This is a genomic window from Kitasatospora azatica KCTC 9699 (assembly GCF_000744785.1).
Lineage (GTDB): Bacteria > Actinomycetota > Actinomycetes > Streptomycetales > Streptomycetaceae > Kitasatospora > Kitasatospora azatica.
Genome location: NZ_JQMO01000002.1, coordinates 705353 through 728760, shown reverse-complemented (window position 1 = coordinate 728760; position 23408 = coordinate 705353). Strand labels below are relative to the sequence as shown.

Sequence of the window (23408 nt, the reverse complement as noted above, 5' to 3'; positions counted from 1 at the left end):
CGCCGTTGCCGGGCCCACCCCCTCCCGTGTCACCGTGTCAGGAGCCGCAGCCGTGAAGGCACTCGTCAAGAAGCACGCAGAGCCCGGACTGTGGCTGACCGAGGTCCCCGAGCCCGAGATCGGCTCCGGCGACGTGCTGATCAAGGTGCTGCGCACCGGCATCTGCGGCACCGACCTGCACATCCGCAACTGGGACGGCTGGGCGCAGCAGACCATCACGACCCCGCTGACCATCGGCCACGAGTTCGTCGGCGAGGTCGTCGCGATCGGCCCGGCCGTCGCGGACATCAACGTCGGCGACCTGGTCAGCGGCGAGGGCCACCTGGTCTGCGGCAAGTGCCGCAACTGCCTGGCCGGCCGCCGGCACCTGTGCCGCAACACGATCGGCCTGGGCGTCGGCCGGGACGGCGCGTTCGCCGAGTACGTCGCGCTGCCCGCCTCCAACGTCTGGGTGCACCGGGTCCCGGTCGACCTGGACGTGGCCGCGATCTTCGACCCGTTCGGCAACGCGGTGCACACCGCGCTCTCCTTCCCGCTGGTCGGCGAGGACGTGCTGATCACCGGCGCCGGCCCGATCGGCATCATGGCGGCCGCCGTCGCCAAGCACGCCGGCGCCCGGCACGTGATGATCACCGACGTCAGCCCGTACCGGCTGGACCTGGCCCGGGAGGTCGGCGTCACGCTGGCGCTGAACGTGGCCGAGCACGGCATCGAGGAGGGCCAGCAGAAGCTCGGCCTGCGCGAGGGCTTCGACGTGGGCCTGGAGATGTCCGGCCGCCCCGAGGCGCTGCGCTCGATGATCGACAACATGACGCACGGCGGCAAGATCGCGATGCTCGGCCTGCCCGCCGAGGAGTTCCCGATCGACTGGGCGAAGGTGGTCACCTCGATGATCACCCTCAAGGGCATCTACGGCCGCGAGATGTTCGAGACCTGGTACGCGATGTCGGTGCTGCTGGAGGGCGGCCTCGACCTCAGCCCGGTGATCACCGGCCGTTACCCGGCGCAGGACTTCGAGGCCGCGTTCGACGAGGCGGCGAGCGGCCGCTGCGGCAAGATCATTCTCGACTGGACCTCTTTCTAGGATCTCTGGGAGCCTGAAGTGTTCGACTCCGTCCGCGACGACATCCGCACCACCCTCGAGGAGATCCGCGAGGCCGGCCTCTTCAAGCCGGAGCGAGTGATCGGCTCCCCGCAGAACGCGACCGTCACGGTCCCCGGCGGCGAGGTGCTCAACTTCTGCGCCAACAACTACCTGGGCCTGGCCGACCACCCCGCCGTGCTCGCCGCCGCCAAGGACGCGCTGGACCGCTGGGGCTACGGCATGGCCTCGGTCCGCTTCATCTGCGGCACCCAGGACGTGCACAAGCAGCTCGAGCAGCGGCTCTCCGAGTTCCTCGGCCAGGAGGACACGATCCTCTACTCCTCCTGCTTCGACGCCAACGGCGGCGTCTTCGAGACCCTGCTGGACGAGCGCGACGCCGTCATCTCCGACGCGCTCAACCACGCGAGCATCATCGACGGCATCCGGCTCAGCAAGGCCGCCCGCCACCGCTACGCCAACCGCGACATGGCCGAGCTGGAGCAGCGCCTCAAGGAGAGCCAGGGCGCGCGGCGCCGACTGATCGTCACCGACGGCGTCTTCTCGATGGACGGCTACCTCGCCCCGCTGCGTGAGATCTGCGACCTGGCCGACCGCTACGACGCCATGGTGATGGTGGACGACTCGCACGCCGTCGGCTTCGTCGGTCCCGGCGGGCGCGGTACCCCCGAGCTGCACGGCGTGATGGACCGGGTCGACATCATCACCGGCACCCTCGGCAAGGCGCTCGGCGGCGCCTCCGGCGGCTACGTCGCGGCCCGCCGTGAGATCGTCGCCCTGCTGCGCCAGCGCTCCCGCCCGTACCTCTTCTCCAACTCGCTCGCTCCGGTGATCGCGGCCGCCTCGCTGACCGTGCTCGACCTGATCGAGAGCTCGCACGAGCTGCGCGAGCGGCTCGCCGCCAACACCGCGCTGTTCCGCTCGGCGATGACCGAGGCCGGCTTCGAGATCCTCCCCGGCGAGCACCCGATCGCCCCGGTGATGATCGGCGACGCGGCCAAGGCCGGGCGGCTCGCCGAGCTGCTGCTGGAGCGCGGGGTCTATGTGATCGGGTTCTCCTACCCGGTGGTCCCGCACGGCCAGGCCCGGATCCGGGTGCAGCTGTCGGCCGCGCACTCCACCGAGGACGTCCAGCGGGCGGTGGCGGCCTTCGTCGACGCCCGGGCGGCTCTCGAGGGCTGAGCTGCTGTTCGGGGCTGACCGGCTCCTCGGGCCTGAGCTGCTGTTTCGCCCTGGCAGAATGAGTAAGTGATCGACGCCAGACGCCTGCGGACGCTGCGCGCCGTGGCGGACCACCGGACGGTGACCGCCGCGGCCGCAGCGCTCTACCTCACCCCCTCCGCCGTCTCCCAGCAGCTCGCCGCGCTGGAGCAGGAGACCGGGCACGCGCTGCTGGCCCGCGACGGGCGCGGGGTACGGCTGACGGCGGCCGGCGAGATCCTGGTGGGCCACGCCGACGCGGTGCTCGCCCAGCTGGAACGGGCCGAGGCGGACCTGGCGGCCTACGCCGCCGGCGCCCAGGGCCAGGTCACGGTGGCCGCCTTCGCCACCGGCATCGCGCTGGTGCTGGCGCCCGCGATCGGTGCGCTCGCGCAGTCCGCGCCCGGGGTGCAGCTCAAGGTGCTGGACGCGGAGGGTGACGCCAGCCTGCCGATGCTGCTGGACGGGCAGGCCGACCTGGCGGTGGCCGTCGAGTACCGGGGCGCGCCGCGCGCCGACGACCAGCGGTTGGCCCGATTCCCGCTCTACGCCGAGCCGTTCGAGGCCGTGCTGCCACTGGACCACCCGCTCGCCCAGCAGCCCGGGCCGGTGGCGATGGCAGACCTCGCCGCCGAACCCTGGATCGGCCCCTATCCCGGCAACCCCTGCCACGACGTGGTCCTGCTGGCCTGCGAGCACGCCGGCTTCGCGCCCCGGCTGGTGCACTCCTCCGACGACTTCCGCGCCGTGGTCGCGCTCGCCTCGGCGGGCGCGGGGGTCGCCCTGGTGCCGCGCTCCGCGCTGCGCGGGGTGGACCTGGCCCAGGTGGCGGTGCGGGCCGTGGACAGCGAGTTGGCCACCCGCAAGGTCTTCGCCGCGGTGCGCGGCGGTGCCGAGGACCACCCGCTGATCCGGCCGGTGCTGCGCGCCCTGCAGGCGGCCGCGGCCGAGCTGGGGTAGTGGAGTGGCGCGGTAGTCGAGTGATGCGCTGAGGGGTATGGGTTGTACGGACAACATGTCATCAGTTGTCCGTACAACTCTGTGGCGCTCGCTATGGCATGTTGGCCCGCTGTTCGCCCCGACGACAGCCTGGAGCGCTACTTATGACCCGGCACGACACATAAGCGCTTCGACGGAAGGGTCGGCTGAGAATGAGACGTATGTGGGGAGCGCTCGGCGCAGTGGTGGTCCTGCTGGGAGCGCCGATCGCGGTGACGCCCGCGAACGCGGCCACCAGCAGCGGGAACCTGATCGTGAGCGGCAACGCCGAGGCCGGCTACTGCACCAAGGACTGGACCGCGGCCACCACCATGCCCGGCTGGACCGTACTGTCCGGCAGCCCGGACGTCGTCTGCTACTCGGCGGGCAGCTTCGGTCACCCGAGCGACCAGACCCCTGGCAGCGCGTTCTTCGCGCCCGGCAACCAGGGTGACGGCGCGATGACGCAGACCGTCGACGTGTCCTCCGCCGCGAGCGCGATCGACGGTGGCGGCGTCAGCTACAACCTGTCCGGCTGGCTGGGGGGTTGGACCAGCTACGCGGGCTACGTCCAGGTCTCGCTGGCGTTCCGTGACGGCACCGGCCGCCAGCTCGGCGCGAGCGCGAACCTGCCCACCGTCTCCGCCGCGGACCGTTCCAACACCACCTCCTTCCTGTCCCGCAGCAGCACCGGCGCCGTCCCGGCCGGCACCCGCTCGATCCTGGTCGAGGTGCAGTTCCTGAACAGCTCGGGGGAGTCCGGCTACCTGGACAACCTCTCGCTCACCCTCAACACCCCGGTCACCGCGGCCACCCTCGCCCCGCCGGTCTCCAAGGTGCCCGGCTACGACCACGTCTTCATGGTCATGATGGAGAACACCGACTACTCGGCAGTGATGGGCGACCCCGCCGACACCCCGTTCATCCACAGCCTGATGACCCAGGGCGCGTCACTGTCGAACTACCACGGCGTCTACCACCCCAGCGACGAGAACTACCTGGCCATCTCGGGCGGCGACACCTACACCACCGGGGCCACCTACTTCCCGAACATCAACGACCCCAAGACCAACCTGGGTGACCGACTGGAGGCCGCCGGCAAGAGCTGGAAGGCCTACGAGCAAGGCATGGGCACCCCCTGCAACACCAAGAACAACAACGACTCGTACTACCAGCCGGACGACGCGCCGTTCATCAACTACACCAACATCAGCGGCAATGCGAGCCGCTGCGCGGCCCACCTGTTCGACACCACCCAGCTGACCACCGACCTGCAGAGCGCGGCCAGCACGCCGGCCTTCTCCTGGATCGCCGCCGACGACTACTACGACGGCGAGGCCTCCGGCAACGGCAACGCCACCAGCCTCAAGGTCCAGGACGGTTGGCTGAAGCAGACGCTGGCGCCGATCATGCAGTCCCCGGCCTGGACCACGCAGAAGTCGCTGCTGATCCTCACCTGGGACGAGGACACCAGCAACCCGGACAACCAGGTGGTCGCGGTGGTCAACGGCTCCCAGGGCACCGTCCCGGCCGGCACCACCAGCGCGAGCCGCTACGACCACTACAGCACCGCCCGCACCATCGAGGACGCACTCGGCCTGTCGGGCATCACGGCCAACGACACCTACGCGACGCCGCTGAACGACGCCTTCGTGCCCAGCTCCACCCCGGCCCCGACCAGCTCCCTGGCCACCGGCACGCCGAGCGTCTCCAACGGCTCGAGCGTCACTTTCCAGTACTCGACCCCGGTGAACACCACCAGCTCGACCAACTGGATCGGGATCTACCCCAAGGGCGTGACGCCTGGTCAGCAGTCCTCGCTGACCTGGCAGTACGCGCCGAACGGCAGCGGCAGCCTGACCTTCGACACCGGCAAGCTGAGCGGCCCCGGCTCGTACGACGTCTGGTACCTCTACAACAACGGCTACACCTCGCTGGCCGGCCCGCTCGGCCTGACGGTGAACTGACCGCCGCCTGACGGACGCCGGCCCCGCCGCCCGATGCCCCGCCGCCCAAGGCCCCGCCGCCCGAGGAACTGGGCGGCGGGGCCGCCGAGCCACGGGTACAACGGGGCGTCTTGGGGCTAGGGTGACGCTTGAGGTTGTGCACTGTGCTTGAGTGCGCGCACTGTGCTTGATTGCGTGCGCGGTGGGGAACGATTGCCGCTGGCATATGCCGTACCCACCCACCGCCGAGCCGTCGGCCGGCCGACCACCCTCAGGTAGCTAGGAGCGACCGTTGAGTGCCTCCCCACGCCCGCTCGACTCCGACCCGATTGACTCAGACCCGCTCGACGCTGACCCGCTCGACTCCGACCCCGTCGACTCCGCGGAACCCCTGCCCGTCGCCGTGATCGGCCTGGGCGACATCGCGCAGAAGGCCTACCTGCCGGTGCTGGCCGCCCAACCCGGCCTCGATCTGCGGCTGATGACCCGGGACCGGGCCAAGCTGGACCGGATCGGCGACACCTACCGGATCCCGCAGCGCTTCACCGACCTCGGCGACCTGATCGACAGCGGCGTGCGGGCCGCCTTCGTGCACGCCGCCACCGACCAGCACGTGGCCATTACCGAGCGCTTGCTCACCGCCGGCGTCGACGTCTACGTGGACAAGCCCCTCGACTACCACCTCGACCCGGCCCGCCGCCTGACCGACCTCGCCGACCGCCTCGGCCGCTCCCTGATGGTCGGCTTCAACCGCCGCTACGCCCCCGGCTACGTCCAGGCCAAGGAACGCCCCCGCGATCTGATCGTCCTTCAGAAGAACCGCGAGGGCCTGCCGGAGGCGGTTCGCACTCTGGTCTACGACGACTTCATCCACGTGGTGGACTCGCTGCGCTTCCTGGTCCCCGGCGAGATCGAGCAGGTGGACGTCCGTTGGCGCAAGCGTGACAACCTGGTCGAGCACTTGGTCCTCACCCTGTCCGGCGAGGGTTTCACCGCGCTCGGCATCATGAACCGGGTCAGCGGCTCGACGGAGGAGGTGCTCGAGGTCTCCGGCGGCGACTCCAAGCGCGTGGTGGTCAACCTCGCCGAGGTGATCGACCACCGCGGCCAACCGACGGTGCGCCGGCGTGGGGACTGGGTGTCGGTGGCGCGCCAGCGGGGCATCGAGCAGATCGTGCTCGGTTTCCTGGAGTCGGTCCGGTCGGGCAAGACGGTGACGGCCCACGACGCGCTGCGCACACATGAGTTGTGCGAGCTGATCGTGAAGCGGGTCGGGGAGTAGCGGCTGCGGTCACGGTAACGGGCACGGGCACGGGATCAGGGCGGGCCCGTGCCCGCATCGCTGTGACGAAGGTCAGAGGACGAGGGTACGGGTCTCCTCCAGGACGCCGAAGCCGACCGCGGTGTAGAGGGACATCGCCACCTCGTTGCCGCCCCAGACGGTGAACATCAGGGCCCGGTCACCGGCGGCCCGCACGGTCTGTTCGCCGACGGCCATCGCCGCGCGGCCGAGGCCCCGGCCGCGGAACTCCGGATGGACCACCAGATCGTAGCCGTAGCTGACGCCCGGCAGGTGACCGTGCCTCACCCAGGCGTTGCCGATCGGCTCGCCGTCGGCCTCCAGCACCACCAGCGCGGTGTCGGGGGTGGCCAGGCCCTCCGGGAGCAGGCGCTGGAAGTCCTCCTCCGCCTTCCGCCGGGCCTGCTCGGGCTCCAGCGAGCCGGAGCGCAGGATGTCACCCGTGTAGGCCTCGATCCCGCGGGCCAGCCAATCCGCGTACTCGGCCTCGGTCAGCGGCCGCTGGGTCACCCCGGGGGGTGTCTCGGTCGGGGTCGTGATGAGCTTGAAACGGACCTGGCCACGGACCGGGTACTCGGCGAACAGCTCGTCCGGCGCGGTCAGTTGCACCATCACCTGGTCCACCCCGCGGTCCGCGCACCAGTCGCGCGCCCAGGCGTGGGCCGCCCGCCGGTGGGTGTCCTGCTCGTCCAACTCGGGGTCGGTCCACAGCTCGCGGATCCGGCCGATGCCCTGTCCCTGCTGGTCGGTGACGCTCACCACGACCTGCCCGATCCGGCGACCGCCCTGGTCGAGGATCGCCGCCGCCGTCCATTCGTCGGCCTTCTCCATGAGCTTGGTGACATGCGCGTCGGCGGCCGGCCCGGGGAGTCCGGCGGCCTGGTAGCCGTCGATGAGGCGCCGGCGGAAGTCCGGCTGCCAGGCGGCGGGGTCGGTGATCACGGAGAAGTCGGTCATCCGCGCAGGATAGGGCGACCGGGTTCTTCGGTGTCCAACGGTTTTCCGGCCGGGAGTGGGAGGTGACCGGTGAGACAAAGTTTGGCCGGAACATGGCAATCCCCTTCCGGGGTACCCCCGCCGCTGCCAAGATCACGTTCGGCCGGCCGCCCTAGGGGGTCCCCTGGCGAAGGCTGGGGGGAGAGGTCCGCGCCTTCCCCGCTCCCGCCTGCTCCTTTCCCAGGAGGCACCTGATGTCCATAGAAGCGGATTTCGGCTCCGTCCAGGACTCCGTCCGGCTCAGCCTGAGCACCGCCGCCGCGCGGAACCTGGCGACGACCACGAAGTCCGCCCCGCAGATGCGCGGGATCACCTCGCGCTGGCTGCTGCGCCAACTTCCGTGGGTGCAGGTCTCCGGTGGAACCTACCGGGTCAACCGGCGGCTCTCACTGGCCGTCGGCCGCGGCCGGGTCGGCTTCGTCCAGGCCGGGGCGGACGACGTGCGGATCATCCCCCAGACGCTGCGCGAGGTGCCGGCGCTGCGCGACTTCGAGGACGACGCCGTACTGACCGAGCTGGCCGCCCGGTTCACGCCCCGCGACGTCCGCAGCGGCGAGGTCCTGGTCGAGGAGGGCCACCCGATCGAGGAGGTCTTCATCGTCGCCCACGGGCGGATCGATCGGATCAGCACCGGGAAGTACGGCGACCAGAAGACCCTCGGTGTGCTGGCCGACGGTGACCACCTCGGGGACGAGGCGCTGCTGCAGAGCGATCCGCTGTGGACGGCCACCGCCAGGGCCGCCACGGCCGGCACCGTCCTGACGCTTCCCTGGGAGTCCTTCCTCGAGGTCTTCAACCGCTCCGAGGAGCTCCGCGAGCACCTGCGCCGGTTCGTCGCCCACTCCGCACGGAAGGTCAACGCCAAGGGCGAGGTGGAGGTGGCCGTCGCCGCGGGCCACGAAGGCGAGCCCGAGGTCCCCGGCACCTTCGTGGACTACGACCTCGCGCCCCGCGAGTACGAGCTGTCCCTGACCCAGACCATCCTGCGGGTGCACTCACGCGTCGCCGACCTCTACAACGACCCGATGAACCAGTTGGAGCAGCAGCTGCGGCTGACGGTCGAGGAGATCCGCGAACGCCAGGAGTGGGAGTTGCTGAACAACCGCGACTTCGGCCTGCTCCACAACGCGGACTACGACCAGCGGATCACCACCTGGTCCGGTCCGCCGACACCGGACGACATGGACGACCTGCTGGCGATGCGCCGGGGCACCGACTTGTTCCTCGCCCACCCCAAGGCCATCACGGCGTTCTTCCGCGAGTGCAACAAGCGCGGCCTGGCCCCCGAGGGCACGGAGGTCGGCGGCCACCGGGTCCCCGCCTGGCGCGGCGTGCCGATCTTTCCCTGCGGCAAGATCCCGATCACCGACGGCCACACCTCCGCCATCCTCGCGATGCGGACCGGCGAGCAGGACCAGGGCGTCATCGGCCTCCACCAGACCGGGATCCCCGACGAGTTCGAGCCCAGCCTCAACGTCCGGTTCATGGGCATCAACGACGCGGCGCTCATCCGCTACCTGGTGACCGCCTACTACTCGGTCGCGGTCCTGGTCCCGGACGCCATCGGCATCCTGGAGAACGTCGACATCGCCGCCCCGCGGTCCTGACCCCGATGGCGATCCCGACCCGGCCGAGCGGACTCGGCACCTCGGCGGCACGCGTCACCGACCTGCTGCGGCCGCGCTCCGCGGCACCCGTCCCGCCCGCCCGCGGCAAGGCGGTGCCCGAGCTGTACTGCCCGCCGCACCTGCGCGACGATCCGGCCCTGGCCGCCGAGGTCAACGACCGCCTGGTCGACTGGGCCGAACAAGTCGGCATCTACGCAGGCCAGTTGGAGAAGTTCCGGAAGGCCGACTTCGGGCGGCTGCTGATGCTGACCCACCCCGACACCGAGGACCCGGACCGCCTGCTGGCGGCGGCCCGGTGCATGGCGGCGGAGTTCGCCGTCGACGACTACTTCTGCGACGCTGCCGCCGCCGGCGACCACCCCCAGCGCCTCGGACCACAGCTGATGCTCGCCCAGGCGGCCATCGACCCGATGCGGATGCCGAGCCGCTCGCACGAGCGCTACGAGCGCGAGATGCGCGAGCAGCCGGTGTGGCACGCGCTGCGGCGCTCGGTGCAGGAACTCGCCGGGTATGCCAGCGGGTCGCAGATCAACCGGCTCCGGCAGGAGATCGCCGGCCTGTTCCTCGGCATGGACGCCGAGGCCGGGTGGCGGATCGAGGGCAGCCTGCCGCCCGTGTGGGAGTACCTGACGAACCGTCAGCTGAACAGCTTCCTGCCGTGCATGACGCTGGTCGACGCGATCGGCGGCTACGAGCTGCCGGCGAACGTCTACGGTCGTCCCGACGTGCGCCACGCGACCCTGCAGGCCGCCCTCGCGTCCGTGCTGCTCAACGACATCTACTCGATGCACAAGGAGGGCGGCGCCCAGGGCGTCGAGTACAACCTGCCCACCGTGCTGGCAGCCGAGGACGGTTGCTCGCTCGAGGAGGCGATCGCGCGTTCCGTGGAGATCCACAACGAACTCGTACGTTCGTACGAACGCGCCGCGGCCGCCCTCAGCCGCACCGGCGACCCGGTCCTGACCCGCTACCTGGGAGCCCTGTGGGCCTGGCTCGGCGGCAACCGGGAATGGCACGCCACCAGCCCCCGCTACAACCAGTCGTGAAGGAATGAACACCATGACGATGCTCGACAGCTCCGCTGCCACGCCTGCTGCCACCCCTGCTCCCAGCTCCGCTCCGGTCCTGGCCACCAAGTACCAGCAGGCCGTGGCCGACTACTGGAACGCGGAGAAGGACCCGGTCAACCTGCGCCTGGGCGAGGTGGACGGCACCTACCACCACCACTACGGCATCGGTGACGTGGACCGGTCCGCCCTGGAGGGTCCCGCCGACAACCGGGAGGAGCGGATCGTCGAGGAGCTGCACCGCCTGGAGGCCGCCCAGGCGGACTTCCTGCTGGACCAGCTCGGCGCCCTGGGCCCCGGCGACCGGATCCTCGACGCCGGCTCCGGCCGGGGCGGCACCAGCTTCATGGCCAACGCCCGCTTCGGCTGCCGGGTGGACGGCATCTCCATCTCCGAGGAGCAGGTGAAGTTCGCCAACAACCAGGCCCAGCAGCGGGAAGTGGCGGACCAGGTCTCCTTCCACTTCCGGAACATGCTCGACAACGGCTTCCCCGCCGGCACCTTCCAGGCGATCTGGAACAACGAGAGCACCATGTACGTGGACCTGCGGAGCCTCTTCGCGGAGCACGCCCGGGTCCTGGCGCCGGGCGGTCGCTACGTCACCATCACCGGCTGCTACAACGACGTCCACGGTCGGCAGCCCTCCCGTGCCGTCAGCCAGATCGACGCGCACTACATCTGTGACATCCACCCGCGCAGCGAGTACTTCGCCGCGATGGCGGCGAACGACCTGATCCCGATCAGCGTCGTCGACCTGACCGCCGCCACCATCCCCTACTGGGAGCTGAGGGCCGAGTCGGCCGTCGCCACCGGCATCGAGGACGCCTTCCTGACGGCCTACAAGGAGGGCAGCTTCCACTACCTGATGATCGCGGCCGACAAGGCGTAAGACCGAGCCTGGTGCCGCTGTCTCCGGCTGTCCGCGCTCACGCCCAGGGCAGCGCGGAGCGGGTGCGCCAGTAGGCCTCGGCGGGCTCGCCGAGCGAGGCGAGTGCGGCCAGTTCCGGCAGCGCGAGGTCGAGTTCCGCGGCGGTGAGGTTGGAGGCCAACTGCTCGGGAGTGGCCGCTCCGGAGAGCACGAGGTCGGCCCAGGGCTGGGCGGCGGCCGCGGCCAGTGCGAGCGCGTCGCAGGACGTGCCGGCGCGGGAGGCGAGTGCGCGCAGCGCGGCGAGCTCCGGGCCGGTGGCGTTGCGGTCGGCGAGACGCCCGTTGGCCATGCCCTCCTTCACCACCACGAGCCAACCCGCCGCGTGCGCCTCGGCCAGCGCCGGCCCGGCCGACGGCTCCAGCAGGTTCCAGGTGGCCTGGACGGCGGCGAACAGCGGTCGGCCTGCCGCCGTCACCTCCAGCGCCGCCCGGACGGTCTCGGCCTGTGCCGGACCGCTGGTGGACAGGCCGACCCGGACACCCTCTGCGGCCAGCTCGGCCAACCGGGCGTGCAGCGCCGGGTCGGTCAGCGCCGGGCTGTCCGGGGTCACCGAGTGCACCAGGTACACGTGCAGCCGCCGGCCCAGCAGCGCCCTGGTCTCCTTGACCTGACGGTCGAACACCGCCACGGAGTGCTCCTTGACCTCGTGCGCGGGCACCCCGGAGGACTGCCAGTCGGTGGTGTAGGTGTAGCCCCACTTACTGCCCACCATCACCTCGGCCGCGGCCTCCGGCCGGGCGTCGAGCCAGTCTCCGAGGAACTCCTCGGCGCGGCCGTACGACCGAGCCGTGTCGAAGTACCGCACCCCGGCCGCGTAGGCGGCGTCCAGCAGGGTGTGGGTGCGCTGCCGCATCGCCTCGACGGTGCGCTCGGCCGGCAGGTCGAGGTCACGCCCGAGCGTGATGTAACCGGGCCGTCCGACGGCGGCCGTGCCCAGACCGAACCGCGAGAGCGCCGGGCCGGCACCGGATCCGCCGGCGGGTGCGGTCAGCATGGCGAGGTTCCCTTCCACGGTTCCGGCGGGCGACGGTGCTGCGCCCACCTGCACCGAAAGCCTATCCGCCGGGCCGGGGCCCTAGGACGGCTGGCTGCTCCCGTTGACGAAGGTGTACAGCTCGACGATGACGCCGTCCTTGCAGCGGGCGATGTCCATGCCGGTCACGATCGGCGGCTGACCGGCCGGGCCGAACTCGAAGCCGAGATGGCCGAGGTCGTCGTTGACGGAGACGGGGCCGTCGGGCCGCATGACCCAGTCCGGGGTCTGCGCACGCAGCTCCGCGGCGCGCTGGGCGAGCGCCTCGCGGCCCCGGTTGACGCGGTCGGGTTCGTGCCACACGACGTCCTGGGCATAGGTCAGCGCGATGGCCGCGCTGCGCCGCTCGGGGTCCGGTTCGTTGAAGACGTCGAGCAGGTTGCGCCGCATCAGGTCGGCGACGGTGCTGGTCATGGGCGGCCCTTCGGGTGGGTTGCCGGGCGAGCAGAAGCTCCCTGTGACACACCATCACACCGGCGGCCTTCCGGTCCGGCAGGCGTGGAGTGCGCGCCGCGCGCGGCCTGAGATGATCGGTGCATGGTCGAACGAGTCATCGCAGCCTGTGACGGAGCTGCCAAGGGAAACCCGGGTCCAGCGGCCTGGGCCTATGTGATCGCGGACGGTGCGGGGGTGCCGCAGCGCTGGCAGGCCGGTGCGCTGGGGCACAACACCAACAACGTCGGCGAGCTGACCGCGCTGGAGCAGTTGTTGGCCGCGACGGATCCCGGGGTGGCGTTGGAGGTGCGGCTCGACAGCACCTATACCCGTGACGCGGTGACCAAGTGGCTCGCGGGGTGGAAGCGCAACGGCTGGAAGACCGCCGGCGGCAAGCCGGTGGCGAATCAGGGGCTGATCCAGCGCATCGACGCGCTCCTCGCGGGCCGGGACGTGACCTTCGTCTACGTTCCCGCCCACCAGGTGGACGGCGATCCGCTGAACGCGATCGCCGACAAGGCCGCCAGCGACGCCGCCCGCACCCAGCAGGACGCGGGGGGAACCGCCGCCGACCTCCCGGTGCCGGACCCGGCTCCGGCCGCCGCGCCGCGCAGCCGCCGCACCTCCACCTCGGGCGCGACGGCGAAGAGCTCCGCGGGCAGCTCGCGCACCCTGGCTGCTCGGTTCCCCGGCACCTGCCCCTGCAGCCGCCCGTACGCCAAGGGCGAGACGATCACCAAGGTCGGCACGAGCTGGGGACACCCGCAGTGCGCTCAGGCCCACGCCTGAGCGGCTCCCTGGGCCTCCGCACTCGGTCGGCCGGGCTGTGCTCGGTCAGCCGGTATCTGCCCGGTCAGCCGGTGTGGAGGACTCGAAAGCGAGCGGGTTCCGCCGGGTCTCGGTCGACAAGCGACTGTCTGCGCCAACCGTCGGAGGACTACCGGAACCGACCGCTTAGCGTGAACACTTCATAAATCGCGCATGCGGGCCGCCGCAGCCGGACAGGGATCTGAGTCGGCGTCAACCAACGACCGATCCGGAGGATCCCGTGCGTAAGAAGCTGCTCGTCTCCGCCGCGGCTGCGGCCACCCTGGTGTTGGCCGTTCCGGCCTCGGCGGCCGCGCCGACCCCAGGTGCGCCAGGAGTCGGCGACCCGTACTACCCGAGCTACGGGAACGGGGGCTACCGCGTCTCGCACTACGACCTGCGGCTGAAGTACCAGCCGGCCACGGACCAGCTGGAGGGCACCGCGACGCTCCTCGCCACCGCGACCCAGGACCTCTCCCGCTTCAACCTGGACTTCGCGCTGGACGTCAGCCAGGTGCTGGTCAACGGCCGACCGGCGAAGTTCGCGGCGAGCGGGGTCCAGGAGCTGGAGGTCACGCCCGATGCGCCGCTCGCCCGGGGCAGCCAGGCCACCATCGTGGTCCGCTACTCCGGGGTGCCGTCCACGGTGTCCCGGTACGGCTTCACGGCCTGGCGGCACACCCCCGACGGTGCGGTGATCGCCGACGAGCCGGAAGCCGCCTGGTGGTGGTTCCCCAGCAACGACCACCCGTCGGACAAGGCCACCTTCGACGTCTCGGTCCTGGTCCCCGACGGCACCCAGGCGATCAGCAACGGCGTGCTCACCTCGCAGAGCTCCAAGCTCGGCTGGACGCGCTTCAACTGGCGCGAGAACAAGCCGCAGGCGACCTACCTCGCGACCCTGGCGATCGGCAAGTTCGACATCACCACCGGCACCAGCGCCGGTGGCGTCCCCGTCCTCAACGCCTACAGTCCGGACCTCGGCGACAACGCCGACGCCGCCCGCGCGAGCGTCGAGCGCACCGGCGAGCTGGTCGACTGGCTGAGCGGGTACTTCGGCCCGTACCCGTTCAGCTCGGCCGGCGGCTACGTGCCGAACGTGCCCACCCACTACGCCCTGGAGAACCAGACCCGGGTCTACTACAGTCCCGCGCAGTTCGCCCACGGCGCCAACGCCTCCGTCGTCGTCCACGAGTTGGCGCACCAGTGGTACGGCGACAGCGTCTCGCTGGAGCGGTGGAGCGACATCTGGCTCAACGAGGGCTTCGCCACCTACGCCCAGTGGCTCTGGTCGGAGCACGAGGACGAGGGCACCGCCCAGCAGCTCGCCGACTACGTGTACGCCTCGCACCCGGCCGAGGACCCCTTCTGGACGGTGAAGCCCGGCGACCCCGGCCCGGACAACCAGTTCGACGGGGCGGTCTACGACCGCGGCGCCCTCACCATCCAGGTCCTGCGCGACACCATCGGCGACGAGGCCTTCTTCAAGCTGCTCAAGGCCTGGCCCGCCGAGCACCGCTACGGCAACGGGACCATCCCCCAGTTCCAGGCGCTCGCCGAGCGGATCTCCGGCAAGAAGCTCGACGACCTGTTCCGCACCTGGCTCTACACCCCGTCCAAGCCGGCCGCTCCGACCGCCGCCAAGGCCCAGCTGGCCACCACCGCACCGACGGCCGAGCCCCACTCCTGGCAGAAGATCAAGGCCGCTCAGGAGCACTGACCCGGCGATGACGAGGGGCCCTTCGCTCGCCGAGCGAAGGGCCCCTCGTCATGGGCATCGCGTGGCCTCCGGTGCTGCGGAGTCCCAGTTAGCCGCCGTCCGCCGCCGTCCGCCACCGCCTGACACCGTCTGACACCGGATCAGCTCAGGGTGGGGGCGTTCGCTAGGGTTCATCCGGTCGAGATGGAGCCGGGGGAGGCGTGGTGCTGGCATACGAGGAGCTCAGCGAGGTCGAGCGACAGGTCTGGGACGCCTTCCCGACCGGCGCCGCCGTCGACCTGGGGCCGGCCGATCCCGTGGACGAGGCCGGCTGGGGCGCCGAGCGCACGGTACGGGCCGAGGTGGTCGCCGCACTGCTGCTGGGCGTGCGCAGCCCAGAGCCCGGCGCGGTCGCCGCCGTACGGCTCACGGGTGCGCGGATCACCGGGCGGCTGGACCTGGCCGGCGCCCGGGTGGAACACGAGCTGACGCTCAGCCGGTGCCGCTTCGAGGAGCAGGTGAACCTCCGCGGCGCCACCATGCGCTCGACCGCGCTGCTCTCCTGCCGAATACCCGGACTGGACGGGTGGCTGCTGAACCTGGACGGCAACCTCTTCTTCGAGAACTCCGTCATCGACGGCCGCCTCACCCTCACCCGCGCCCGGGTGACCGGTGAACTACGGCTCAGCGGCGTCCGGTTGACCGCCGGGGAGCTGCTGCAACCCGGTGAGCCGGGGCCGGCCTGGGCACTGTGGGCAGGCGGCATCGTGCTGGACGGGGGCTGCTTCGCCCGCAACGGCTTCAGCGCGCGGGGCGGACTGCGGCTGGTCGGCGCCAAGTTCAACGGCGGCCTGTTCATGGAGGGCGCCCGGATCGACAACCCGGGCGGCGACGCGCTCACCGGCGACGATCTGAACGCATCCGCCATGATGCTGTCCGACGGCTTCACTGCCGACGGCGCGATCCGGCTGCCCGGCGCCACCGTCCGCAGCCGGCTCTCGCTCGCCGGATCCGTCTTCGGCAACACCGAAGTCGCCCTGGACGCCAACCGGTTGCGGGCCGGCGAGCTGCGGCTGGCCCCCGCCGCCACGCCGCGCGGCAGCGTCGACCTGCAGGAGGCGCAGCTGGCCGTGCTCAGCGACAACGAGCTCGGCTGGCCGCCGGACACCCGCCTCGACGGCCTCACCTACACCTCACTGCAGAGCGCCGCACCCAGCCTCGACGTACCCCGCCGCCTGGCCTGGCTGGCCCGACTGCCGGGCTACTCGCCGCAGCCGTACGAGCAACTGGCGGCCTGGTACCGCAAGGTCGGTGAGGACGACGCGGCGCGGCGGGTACTGCTCGCCAAGCAACGCCGCCGACGACGGACCCTGCACCCGCTCGGGCGGGCCTGGGGACGGGTGCTCGACGCCACCGTCGGCTACGGCTACCGCCCGTGGCAGGCGGGGATCTGGCTGCTCGCCCTCACCGCCCTGGGCACGGCCGTCTTCACCGTCGGACACCCGACCCCGGCCCAGGCCGACCCCGGCGCCCCGTTCAGCCCGATGATCTACACGCTCGACCTGCTGCTGCCGATCGGCGGTTTCGGCCAGCGCACGGCCTGGTACTGGACCGGCTCGCAGCAGTGGTTCGGCTACGGCCTGATCGCGGCCGGCTGGCTGCTCACCACAGCCCTGCTGGCCGGCGTCAGCAGATCCCTCAACCGCCAGTAACCGCTCGGTAACCGCTGCGACGGTGACGCACGGCCTGCGCAGCGGCAGCGACCGAGAAACGGCGTCAGGCACGTCGGCCACATCGCCAACCCGGTGCTCGACGAGCTCCCGGTGTCCGAGCGGCGCCTCGCCGAGGCCGGCGAGGGCTGCCTCTCCGTGCCCGGCCCCTACCGCGACCTGTCCCGCCCCGACCGCGCCGTGGTGCGCGGTCAGGACAAGGACGGCAAGCCACTGGTGATCGAGGGGACCGGCTACTTCGCCCGCTGCCTCCAGCACGAGACCGAGCATCTGCTCGGCCGGCTCTACCTGGACCGGCTCTCCACTCGGGCCCGCAAGTCCGTGCTGCGCGAGATGGCCAAGCGTCGAGACGAGGTGCTGGCCCGTCGGGCCTCCCTCACCGAGGCGCTGGCCGGCCGCTGACACCCTCTCCGGCCAACGCGCTGTCAGGAGGTCGAGCCGCCGGGAGGCCTGGCCGCCAGGCAGTCCGACCACCTGACAGCCCGGCCGTCAGGAAGTCGGGCTGTCCGTCACTCCCGGCGAGGGCTCACCGGAGGCGGGAGCTGACGGTGCGTCCGACCCGCGGGCGGGCAGCAGCGGCTCGCAGGTCTTGTAGGCGGCGGCCGTCGCCGGATCGGCGGTGTTGAGCGCGCGCAGGCCGCCGCTCGCGGGCAGCGTCACGCCGTGGTCCTTCAGGCAGCTGGTGAACGCCTGCATCGCCGTGCTGTTGAACCCGCCGCGCCCCTGCCCGTTGCCCTGCGGGCGCAGCGAGGCGCAGGCCTGCAGCGCGGCCTGCCGGGCCGGGTCGGGCGAGCCGCCACCGAAGAAGCCGCCACCGCCCGGGCCCCCGCTGGGCCGGTCAGTGGGCCGGTCGCTGGGCCGACCGCTCGGACGTCCGCTGGGCCGCCCGGACGGCAGCGTCACACCGTGCTGCTTCAGGCAGTCGGCGTACGCCGCCATCTCGGCGGACCGGCTGTTGGAAGCACTGGCGGACGGTGAGCCGGCGGCGGCCGAGCTCGACGAGGCCGTGGAGGAGGACGAGCAGCCCGTCAGCAGCAGGCCGGCGGCCAGCAGTGCAGCGGCCCCGGCGGAGCGGATGGTGGTCCGGGACAAGGCCGGTGCCTCCTGGATTCGGTTCAGCGGGTGCGGAGTCGGTCGGGGGTGCCGTTGGCGCAGCGGGGGCTTGGCGCCAACGGCACGGATGACTGTTCCGCACGGTCGTTGATAAAGCCTGGGCCTTCCTGGGAGCTTCCCGGATCCGATCGCGCCGACGACCCGCCCACCCGCGCCCGACATCAGCCGAGCAGCACCCATTTGTCCGAACTTGTCCTTAGCTGGCTCTCACCTGTCTCCCAGCCTCTTCGAAGCCGCAGAAGAGCGAACCTTTGCCATCCGCGCCCCGCCGCCATGACCGCCACCATGACCGCCGCCAGCGCCGGGAACCGCTACCGAGCGGGCCGGGCGTCACCAACCCCGGATTGCCGGGCGACTACCGTGGCTCCGCATGACCCACACCGAGATCGAGATCACCGCAGAGCTGATCCGGGATCTGCTGCGCGACCAGCACCCCGACTTGGCCGACCGTCCGTTGAGCCTTGGCGCGCGCGGCTGGGACAACCAGCTGTGGCGGCTCGGCGACGATCTCGCGGTGCGGCTGCCCTGGGCGACGCAGTCCGCCGACGAGCTGCTGCGCAAGGAGTACGCGTGGCTGCCCGCACTTGCCCCGCAGCTCCCTCTTCCGGTCCCCGTACCGCAGCGCCTCGGTGAGCCCTCCGAGCGGTTGCCGCGGCCGTGGATCGTCACCACCTGGGTGCAGGGCGAGCCCGCCGACCGCGCCCCCGTCACGCGCGGCGCGGAGGCGGCCGACGCCCTGGCAGCCTTCCTCACCGCTCTTCACCGGCCTGCTCCCACCGGGGCTCCCACCGGCCGCTACCGCGGCGGGCCGCTGGCCGAGTACGCCGAGGGGTTCGCCACGATGCTCGCCTCGGCCACCGAGATGGGGCTGATCCCCGACCCGGAGGCCGTCCGCGCCGTGTGGGAGGACGCTGCCGCTGCGCCCGCCTGGGCCGGCCCGCCGCTGTGGCTCCACGGCGACCTGCATCCGGCCAACGTCCTCACCGCGGACAGCACCATCTGCGGCGTGATCGACTTCGGCGACCTCTGCGCGGGCGATCCCGCCTGCGACCTCGCTGCCGCGTGGATCCTGCTGCCGGACGGCGCCGCCGACCGTTTTCATGCCGCATACGAGTTCCATGCCGCACACGAGCCGACCGTGGACGCAGCGACCCTGCGCCGCGCCCGCGGCTGCGCGGTGCTGAAAGCCCTCTCCTGCATCCTCATCGGAGCTGCCGGCGTCCACGGCCGCCCCGGCGGCAAGCCCACCTGGGGCCCACCCGGCCACGCCGCCCTGGAACGCCTGACCGCAACGGCCCACCGCACAAGGTCCGCCGGCGCAGAAGACCAGGGAGCTCGGCCAGCCGATGCCGTCGGCCTCGTTCCGGGGCACTGACCGCAATCTCGCCCCTGTGGCCGGGCACCTCTCGGTAGCGTCAGGCGTCTGGACCGAGCCCACCCGTCGAGCTGGTTCACGCAGTGACGATGGGTCAGGGCAGCGGCCAGCTGGGCGGCAGCGACTGCGGGACGAAGGGCGTGGGGCTGTCGGTGCGCGGAATCGGGATGCCGCTCTGCACCGGGTCACAGGTCATGATCACACCCTGCGGATTCCGTGCGCAGGTCGCCGTGGGGCCCGCTGGGGTGCCCATGCTGCAGTTGTCGCAGGCTCGCGGCGACATCTGGGTGAGCGGCGTCCGGGTGGCATGCGCAGTGCTGCGCGGTCGCGCCGAGGTGGTGGCGGGCGTCGGCTCGGTGCTTCCGCTCGGGGACGGCGTGGGAGACGGTGTGGGGGACGCGGTGGACGCCGCGGGCGTGGGCGTCGAACTGTCGCTCGGGGAGCCGGAAACCGAGGCGGCGGCAGAGGCGACGGCCGAGGCGGCAGTCGGCGATACCGACGGGCTCGGCGCCGGCGCGACCGCCGTACCGCCCCCGCCGTGCCCGGACGCGCCCCAGACCACCACGCCGGTAGCCACCAACACCGCGGCTGCCGCCGCGAGCGCGAGCCCACGACGGCCGGCCACCCGGGCCGCGAGCGGACGCCGAGCGGGAGACACCTGCTCAGTGGGCTCCGGCTGCTCCTCCTCGCGGAGCGCCGGTATGTGCTCCGGCTCGCCGCCGCCCGGCTCTGCCTCGTGCTCCGACATGCGGTGACGCCCCGCTCTCTTCCTCGACCGTGGTTCGGCGCGGATGGTAGCGCGCGGTACCGCCTGACACCGAGTCAGCCGCTCTTACCGGTGGTGTCTGGGTCCTGTCCGCGGACAACCCCGTGGCCCGCCTGCACACATGCCGGGCAGGCTCGGCAGCGGCGTGCCGGCGTAGCGGGGGTCATCGTGGATCAGCCGCGCGCTGTCGTGGAACCCGGGAAGCGATCACTTCAGCGGAAAAGGCACTCGATGCGGCCGACCGCAGCGCGCGCGGCTGGCGCTCTCGCGTGGACTGCGACGTGCCCCGGCGCGCTCAGACCGAGCCGGCCGGGGCGCTGTCGGTCGCTCCGGGGACCGGGGTGCTGCTCGGGGTGGCCGGCCGATTGTTCTCGGTGAGCCCGAGGGCCGTGCGGGCGAGGTTCTCGGCTATCGAGGGGGCGTTGGTCCGCAGAGCGTTGTGGTACGCGGCGACCGGGTCCGCGGTGTCGTTGGCGGCGGCCCGCCAGACCGCCTTGTCGGCCTCGAGACTGCTGACCAGCGTGGCGATGGTGCCCTGCACCTCGCTCGGCCACTGCCGCTTGTCGAGTTGCACCTCGGTGTCCACGAGGACCTGTGCGGTTCTGGTCGACTCCTCGAACGCCATGCCCCGGTCGTCCACCGGGATCTCCAACACCCGGTTCTGGAGGTCGAGCTCGGTCATGGCGTCCACGAAGTCCTGCTGAACCTGGGTCAGGCCGGACAGGCTCGGCGGTGTGGTGGGCAGACCGCTCGGCCAGGGCAGGGCCGGCAGGGACGGCCGGCTCCTGGGCGCCGCGCTGACGTCCAGGAAGTCGTCGCTGACCACCTGCACCACCCCCGCGATCAGTCCCAGGACCCCGAGCAGTACCCCGGCGACGGCGAGCCCGAGCCCGCCCTGGCGGCGTCGCCGCAGCTGGACCAGCGCGGCGATCCCGAAGCCCAGCGCCGCCGGCCACAGGCAGCAGGTGAGTCCGGTGACCAGCGAAGTGATGGCCAGTCCGTTGGTCCCGGCCACCATCGGGCGCTGGTCGACGGGACCGTACCGGTGGGGGTAGCCGGGCTGCGGGTACCCGTACCCGGCCGGTCCGTGCGCGTGCGGGTACGGGTAGCCGATCGGGACCGAGTCATCACCCGGGGCGCCAGGCGCCGCCCACGGGTTGGCAGGGCGGGCGTCCTGCGGCACCGCGTCCTGCACCGCCTGCTGCGGCACGTCCTGCGGCACCGCGTCCTGCACCTCGTCCTGAGGCACCGCGTCCTGCGGCGCTCTCGTCGCCCCGCCGTCCTCCGGTCGTTCCGCGTCCGTCATGCTTCCCCCTCCCCGCCCCAAGCCGCTGTCTGCTGCCCACGCAGCAGTTCGATCACGGCCGGACTCTAGCGTGCCGCGGCGACCCGCCCCCCGGTGCGGTCGTTCGCGCGCTGGTGGCCACTGTGCAAGCGGGACTTACCCGGCCGTGCCCCCGTGTGCCTCGGCGGTTGCCCGGGTCAGCCAGTCCAGGTACCAGTCGCGGAAGTCGACGCGGTTCGGTCCGGCCGAGAGCGGTTTGATGGGGCCGTCGGCTGCTCGAAGGTCGATCCACAGACTGCCGCGCTCCGGCCCGGTGACGACGAGCCAGGTGTAGTAGCCGCATCCGTGGTGGTTGAGGCGGATCGCCCCCGCAGTCATCGCTGCGTGCAGGGTCTCCCACTCGGCGTCCCAGGAGCGGAAGGCGGCGAGATATGACTGGTCGTTGGGAAAGTCCTCCTCGACGGGCTCGCGGGCATCGAGTTCCTCCGCCCACCGGGCCCGCTCGGTCGCTGATGGAAACGCCTGTCCCAGGAGGGCGTTGTCACTGCGAATCCCGCTGTCATCGATCCAGTGCCATCCCCGCCCGTCGTGCCGGAGGGGAAAGATCCCGTAGTAGGGTCCGGCCCCGCCTGCGCCCACCTCCAGGAGGAACGTGCGATAGGTCGCGGGCAGGGAGACGCCGAGCTCGTCCTCGGCCGCTGCCACCTCGGCCTCGCTCAGGGGCGGTTCCAGTTGGAAGGCATGCCCGGACCCCTGCTGGCGGGCACCGAAGACCTTCTCCGAGAACGGCGCTGCCCCAAGAGCCAGGACCTGCGCACGCACACCCGGCCAGTCCACCCTTGCCCCCATCACTTACCGCCTCCATGCAGCGTTGGTCATCGGCCTCTGCTGTGGCTGCGCTGTCGAACCGACGGCACGTCACCTGCCGCCCAGGTCGACCGCCCAGATCCGGGGCTCGCTACCGGCGATCGTGCCAGCCCTGTTGAGAAGGATCAATGCGGATTCGGACGGACCGGGTCGCCGGCCCGGCCGCTTAATGATCTTGCGCCAGGGCCACACCGGGCTCCTGTGCCGGGGTGTCGTCAAGGATCCGCGTCAGGACGGGGCGAGGACGCAGAGCTCGTGGCCCTCCGGGTCGGTCAGGCAGGTCCACGGGACATCGCCCTGGCCGAGGTCGAGGTCGGTGGCGCCGAGGGCCCGCAGCCGAGCCGCCTCCGCTGCTTGGTCGTCGCCGGGGTAGGGGAGCAGGTCAAGATGGACGCGGTCCGGCACGGTCTTCACGTCGGGCGTGCGGAGGAACTCGAGATACGGGCCGACCCCCTTGGGGGAGCGCAACGCCGCATGATCGTCGGTCACCTCGTGCAGGGTCCAGTCGATCGCCTTACCCCAGAACCGGGCCATGGCCCGCGGATCCGTGCAGTCGACCACCACGGCGGCGATCGGTCCGGTGTCCCGGTAGCTCTCCCGAGGCTCCAGCACGCAGAGCTCGTTCCCCTCGGGGTCGGCGAGAACCGTCCACGGCACCTCGCCCTGGCCGACGTCGGCGGGCGTCGCACCGAGAGCCTGGAGGCGCGCGACCAACTCCGCCTGATGGGCCGCGGAGGTGGTGGCGAGATCGAGGTGCACACGGTTCTTCGTCGATGTCTTGGCTTGCGGGACGGGGATGACATCGATGCCGACGCCGACCGGGTCCGGCCAAACGGGCCCGCCGACGGGTCCGACGTAAGTGGTCACGCCGGCGCTGTAAGCACTCCAGCCGAGCGCCGCCGCCCAGAACCGGCCGACCACCGAGTGATCGAGGGCCTTGATATTCACGTGAACAGGTCGCAGTGCCATGCCGGCGATCCTATGCACCGGCGCTGCAGCGGCATCCGCACCGTTGCCGAGCAGAGAGTCATCGTGTCCCAGGGCAAAAACAAGCACGCATGATTGCTTTTTTCCTGAAGCTGCCCCACTATCGATCCGACCGCGTACCCCGCACCCCGCACCGCGCTCCGCGCACCACGCACCACGCATCGCG

General features: G+C 71.5%; 20 protein-coding genes and 1 pseudogene. 14 read left to right on the top strand and 7 right to left on the bottom strand.

Annotated elements, in window-relative coordinates:
• Window positions 1–52: 52 nt before the first annotated feature.
• From tdh to BR98_RS03565, 5 genes are all read left to right on the top strand, one after another.
• The gene (gene tdh / locus BR98_RS03585) at window positions 53–1084 is read left to right on the top strand and encodes an L-threonine 3-dehydrogenase (protein WP_035839977.1); all 1032 of its coding nucleotides are present in this window, start codon (window positions 53–55) and stop codon (window positions 1082–1084) included.
• A gap of 18 nt (window positions 1085–1102) precedes the next feature.
• Window positions 1103–2284, top strand: a complete 1182-nt coding sequence (locus BR98_RS03580; RefSeq protein WP_035839974.1) for a glycine C-acetyltransferase — start codon at window positions 1103–1105, stop codon at window positions 2282–2284.
• Window positions 2285–2350: 66 nt separating this feature from the next.
• Window positions 2351–3262, top strand: coding sequence for a LysR family transcriptional regulator (locus tag BR98_RS03575; protein WP_035839971.1), 912 nt, complete (start codon window positions 2351–2353; stop codon window positions 3260–3262).
• Between the two features lie 200 nt (window positions 3263–3462).
• Complete coding sequence (locus BR98_RS03570; RefSeq protein WP_035839968.1) at window positions 3463–5247, top strand: alkaline phosphatase family protein; 1785 nt, start codon at window positions 3463–3465, stop codon at window positions 5245–5247.
• Between the two features lie 370 nt (window positions 5248–5617).
• The gene (locus BR98_RS03565; RefSeq protein WP_035842762.1) at window positions 5618–6508 is read left to right on the top strand and encodes a Gfo/Idh/MocA family protein; all 891 of its coding nucleotides are present in this window, start codon (window positions 5618–5620) and stop codon (window positions 6506–6508) included.
• A 72-nt stretch (window positions 6509–6580) separates the two neighbouring features.
• On the opposite strand, the gene BR98_RS03560 is transcribed toward BR98_RS03565, so the two are convergent.
• Window positions 6581–7483: a GNAT family N-acetyltransferase gene (locus BR98_RS03560; protein ID WP_035839965.1), complete on the bottom strand. Its 903-nt coding sequence runs from the start codon at window positions 7481–7483 to the stop codon at window positions 6581–6583.
• Window positions 7484–7716: 233 nt separating this feature from the next.
• Between BR98_RS03560 and BR98_RS03555 the strand changes: the two genes are divergently transcribed.
• From BR98_RS03555 to BR98_RS03545, 3 genes are read left to right on the top strand one after another with little or no spacing between them, the layout of a single operon-like run.
• Entirely contained in the window at window positions 7717–9129 is a 1413-nt protein-coding gene (locus BR98_RS03555) for a family 2B encapsulin nanocompartment shell protein (RefSeq protein WP_035839962.1), read from the top strand.
• 5 nt (window positions 9130–9134) lie between these two features.
• Window positions 9135–10196, top strand: a complete 1062-nt coding sequence (locus tag BR98_RS03550) for a family 2 encapsulin nanocompartment cargo protein terpene cyclase (RefSeq protein ID WP_198042120.1) — start codon at window positions 9135–9137, stop codon at window positions 10194–10196.
• A gap of 19 nt (window positions 10197–10215) precedes the next feature.
• On the top strand, window positions 10216–11106 hold the full coding sequence (locus BR98_RS03545) for a geranyl diphosphate 2-C-methyltransferase (protein WP_051969588.1): 891 nt from the start codon (window positions 10216–10218) through the stop codon (window positions 11104–11106).
• A gap of 37 nt (window positions 11107–11143) precedes the next feature.
• On the opposite strand, the gene BR98_RS03540 is transcribed toward BR98_RS03545, so the two are convergent.
• Window positions 11144–12139: an aldo/keto reductase gene (locus BR98_RS03540; RefSeq protein ID WP_051969260.1), complete on the bottom strand. Its 996-nt coding sequence runs from the start codon at window positions 12137–12139 to the stop codon at window positions 11144–11146.
• A gap of 81 nt (window positions 12140–12220) precedes the next feature.
• On the bottom strand, window positions 12221–12592 hold the full coding sequence (locus tag BR98_RS03535; RefSeq protein ID WP_035839961.1) for a nuclear transport factor 2 family protein: 372 nt from the start codon (window positions 12590–12592) through the stop codon (window positions 12221–12223).
• 123 nt (window positions 12593–12715) lie between these two features.
• On the opposite strand from BR98_RS03535, the gene BR98_RS03530 reads away from it, so the two are divergent.
• The 4 genes and pseudogenes from BR98_RS03530 to BR98_RS03515 all read left to right on the top strand — a co-directional run.
• Window positions 12716–13402 carry a ribonuclease H family protein gene (locus BR98_RS03530; protein WP_035839959.1) on the top strand — a complete coding sequence of 229 codons (687 nt, stop codon included), beginning with the start codon at window positions 12716–12718 and terminating at the stop codon, window positions 13400–13402.
• A gap of 259 nt (window positions 13403–13661) precedes the next feature.
• Complete coding sequence (locus BR98_RS03525; RefSeq protein ID WP_035839956.1) at window positions 13662–15140, top strand: M1 family metallopeptidase; 1479 nt, start codon at window positions 13662–13664, stop codon at window positions 15138–15140.
• A 200-nt stretch (window positions 15141–15340) separates the two neighbouring features.
• Window positions 15341–16831, top strand: coding sequence for an oxidoreductase (locus BR98_RS03520; protein ID WP_324606652.1), 1491 nt, complete (start codon window positions 15341–15343; stop codon window positions 16829–16831).
• 60 nt (window positions 16832–16891) lie between these two features.
• A pseudogene (locus tag BR98_RS03515) lies at window positions 16892–17251 on the top strand (peptide deformylase); the annotation flags it as partial.
• Window positions 17252–17338: 87 nt separating this feature from the next.
• Here BR98_RS03515 and BR98_RS38950 read toward each other — a convergent pair.
• Window positions 17339–17941 (bottom strand): hypothetical protein, encoded by a 603-nt coding sequence (locus BR98_RS38950; protein WP_051969259.1) that lies wholly within the window; start codon window positions 17939–17941, stop codon window positions 17339–17341.
• Window positions 17942–18332: 391 nt separating this feature from the next.
• On the opposite strand from BR98_RS38950, the gene BR98_RS03505 reads away from it, so the two are divergent.
• Together BR98_RS03505 and BR98_RS03500 are read left to right on the top strand one after the other, a co-directional pair.
• Window positions 18333–19337 carry a phosphotransferase gene (locus tag BR98_RS03505; protein WP_083975928.1) on the top strand — a complete coding sequence of 335 codons (1005 nt, stop codon included), beginning with the start codon at window positions 18333–18335 and terminating at the stop codon, window positions 19335–19337.
• Window positions 19338–19588: 251 nt separating this feature from the next.
• A complete protein-coding gene (locus BR98_RS03500) occupies window positions 19589–20092 on the top strand; it encodes a hypothetical protein (RefSeq protein ID WP_157537356.1) in 504 nt (167 codons plus the stop codon).
• A 306-nt stretch (window positions 20093–20398) separates the two neighbouring features.
• Here BR98_RS03500 and BR98_RS40815 read toward each other — a convergent pair whose 3' ends face one another.
• The 3 genes from BR98_RS40815 to BR98_RS03485 form a co-directional block, all read right to left on the bottom strand.
• The gene (locus BR98_RS40815; RefSeq protein ID WP_051969258.1) at window positions 20399–21409 is read right to left on the bottom strand and encodes a DUF4190 domain-containing protein; all 1011 of its coding nucleotides are present in this window, start codon (window positions 21407–21409) and stop codon (window positions 20399–20401) included.
• 135 nt (window positions 21410–21544) lie between these two features.
• Window positions 21545–22210 (bottom strand): SMI1/KNR4 family protein, encoded by a 666-nt coding sequence (locus BR98_RS03490; RefSeq protein WP_198042118.1) that lies wholly within the window; start codon window positions 22208–22210, stop codon window positions 21545–21547.
• Between the two features lie 273 nt (window positions 22211–22483).
• Window positions 22484–23224 (bottom strand): VOC family protein, encoded by a 741-nt coding sequence (locus tag BR98_RS03485; RefSeq protein WP_035839948.1) that lies wholly within the window; start codon window positions 23222–23224, stop codon window positions 22484–22486.
• Between the last annotated feature and the right edge of the window lie 184 nt (window positions 23225–23408).

What these genes read in the sequence shown, in the direction of transcription:
- BR98_RS03540 (WP_051969260.1), bottom strand. Translation starts at nt 12,139, where the DNA reads ATGCTGACCGCACCCGCCGGCGGATCCGGTGCCGGCCCGGCGCTCTCG.
- BR98_RS03545 (WP_051969588.1), top strand. Translation starts at nt 10,216, where the DNA reads ATGCTCGACAGCTCCGCTGCCACGCCTGCTGCCACCCCTGCTCCCAGC.
- BR98_RS40815 (WP_051969258.1), bottom strand. Translation starts at nt 21,409, where the DNA reads ATGACGGACGCGGAACGACCGGAGGACGGCGGGGCGACGAGAGCGCCG.
- BR98_RS03505 (WP_083975928.1), top strand. Translation starts at nt 18,333, where the DNA reads ATGACCCACACCGAGATCGAGATCACCGCAGAGCTGATCCGGGATCTG.
- BR98_RS03530 (WP_035839959.1), top strand. Translation starts at nt 12,716, where the DNA reads ATGGTCGAACGAGTCATCGCAGCCTGTGACGGAGCTGCCAAGGGAAAC.
- BR98_RS03570 (WP_035839968.1), top strand. Translation starts at nt 3,463, where the DNA reads ATGTGGGGAGCGCTCGGCGCAGTGGTGGTCCTGCTGGGAGCGCCGATC.
- BR98_RS03560 (WP_035839965.1), bottom strand. Translation starts at nt 7,483, where the DNA reads ATGACCGACTTCTCCGTGATCACCGACCCCGCCGCCTGGCAGCCGGAC.
- BR98_RS03500 (WP_157537356.1), top strand. Translation starts at nt 19,589, where the DNA reads ATGCTGCAGTTGTCGCAGGCTCGCGGCGACATCTGGGTGAGCGGCGTC.
- BR98_RS03550 (WP_198042120.1), top strand. Translation starts at nt 9,135, where the DNA reads ATGGCGATCCCGACCCGGCCGAGCGGACTCGGCACCTCGGCGGCACGC.
- BR98_RS03555 (WP_035839962.1), top strand. Translation starts at nt 7,717, where the DNA reads ATGTCCATAGAAGCGGATTTCGGCTCCGTCCAGGACTCCGTCCGGCTC.
- BR98_RS03535 (WP_035839961.1), bottom strand. Translation starts at nt 12,592, where the DNA reads ATGACCAGCACCGTCGCCGACCTGATGCGGCGCAACCTGCTCGACGTC.
- BR98_RS03485 (WP_035839948.1), bottom strand. Translation starts at nt 23,224, where the DNA reads ATGGCACTGCGACCTGTTCACGTGAATATCAAGGCCCTCGATCACTCG.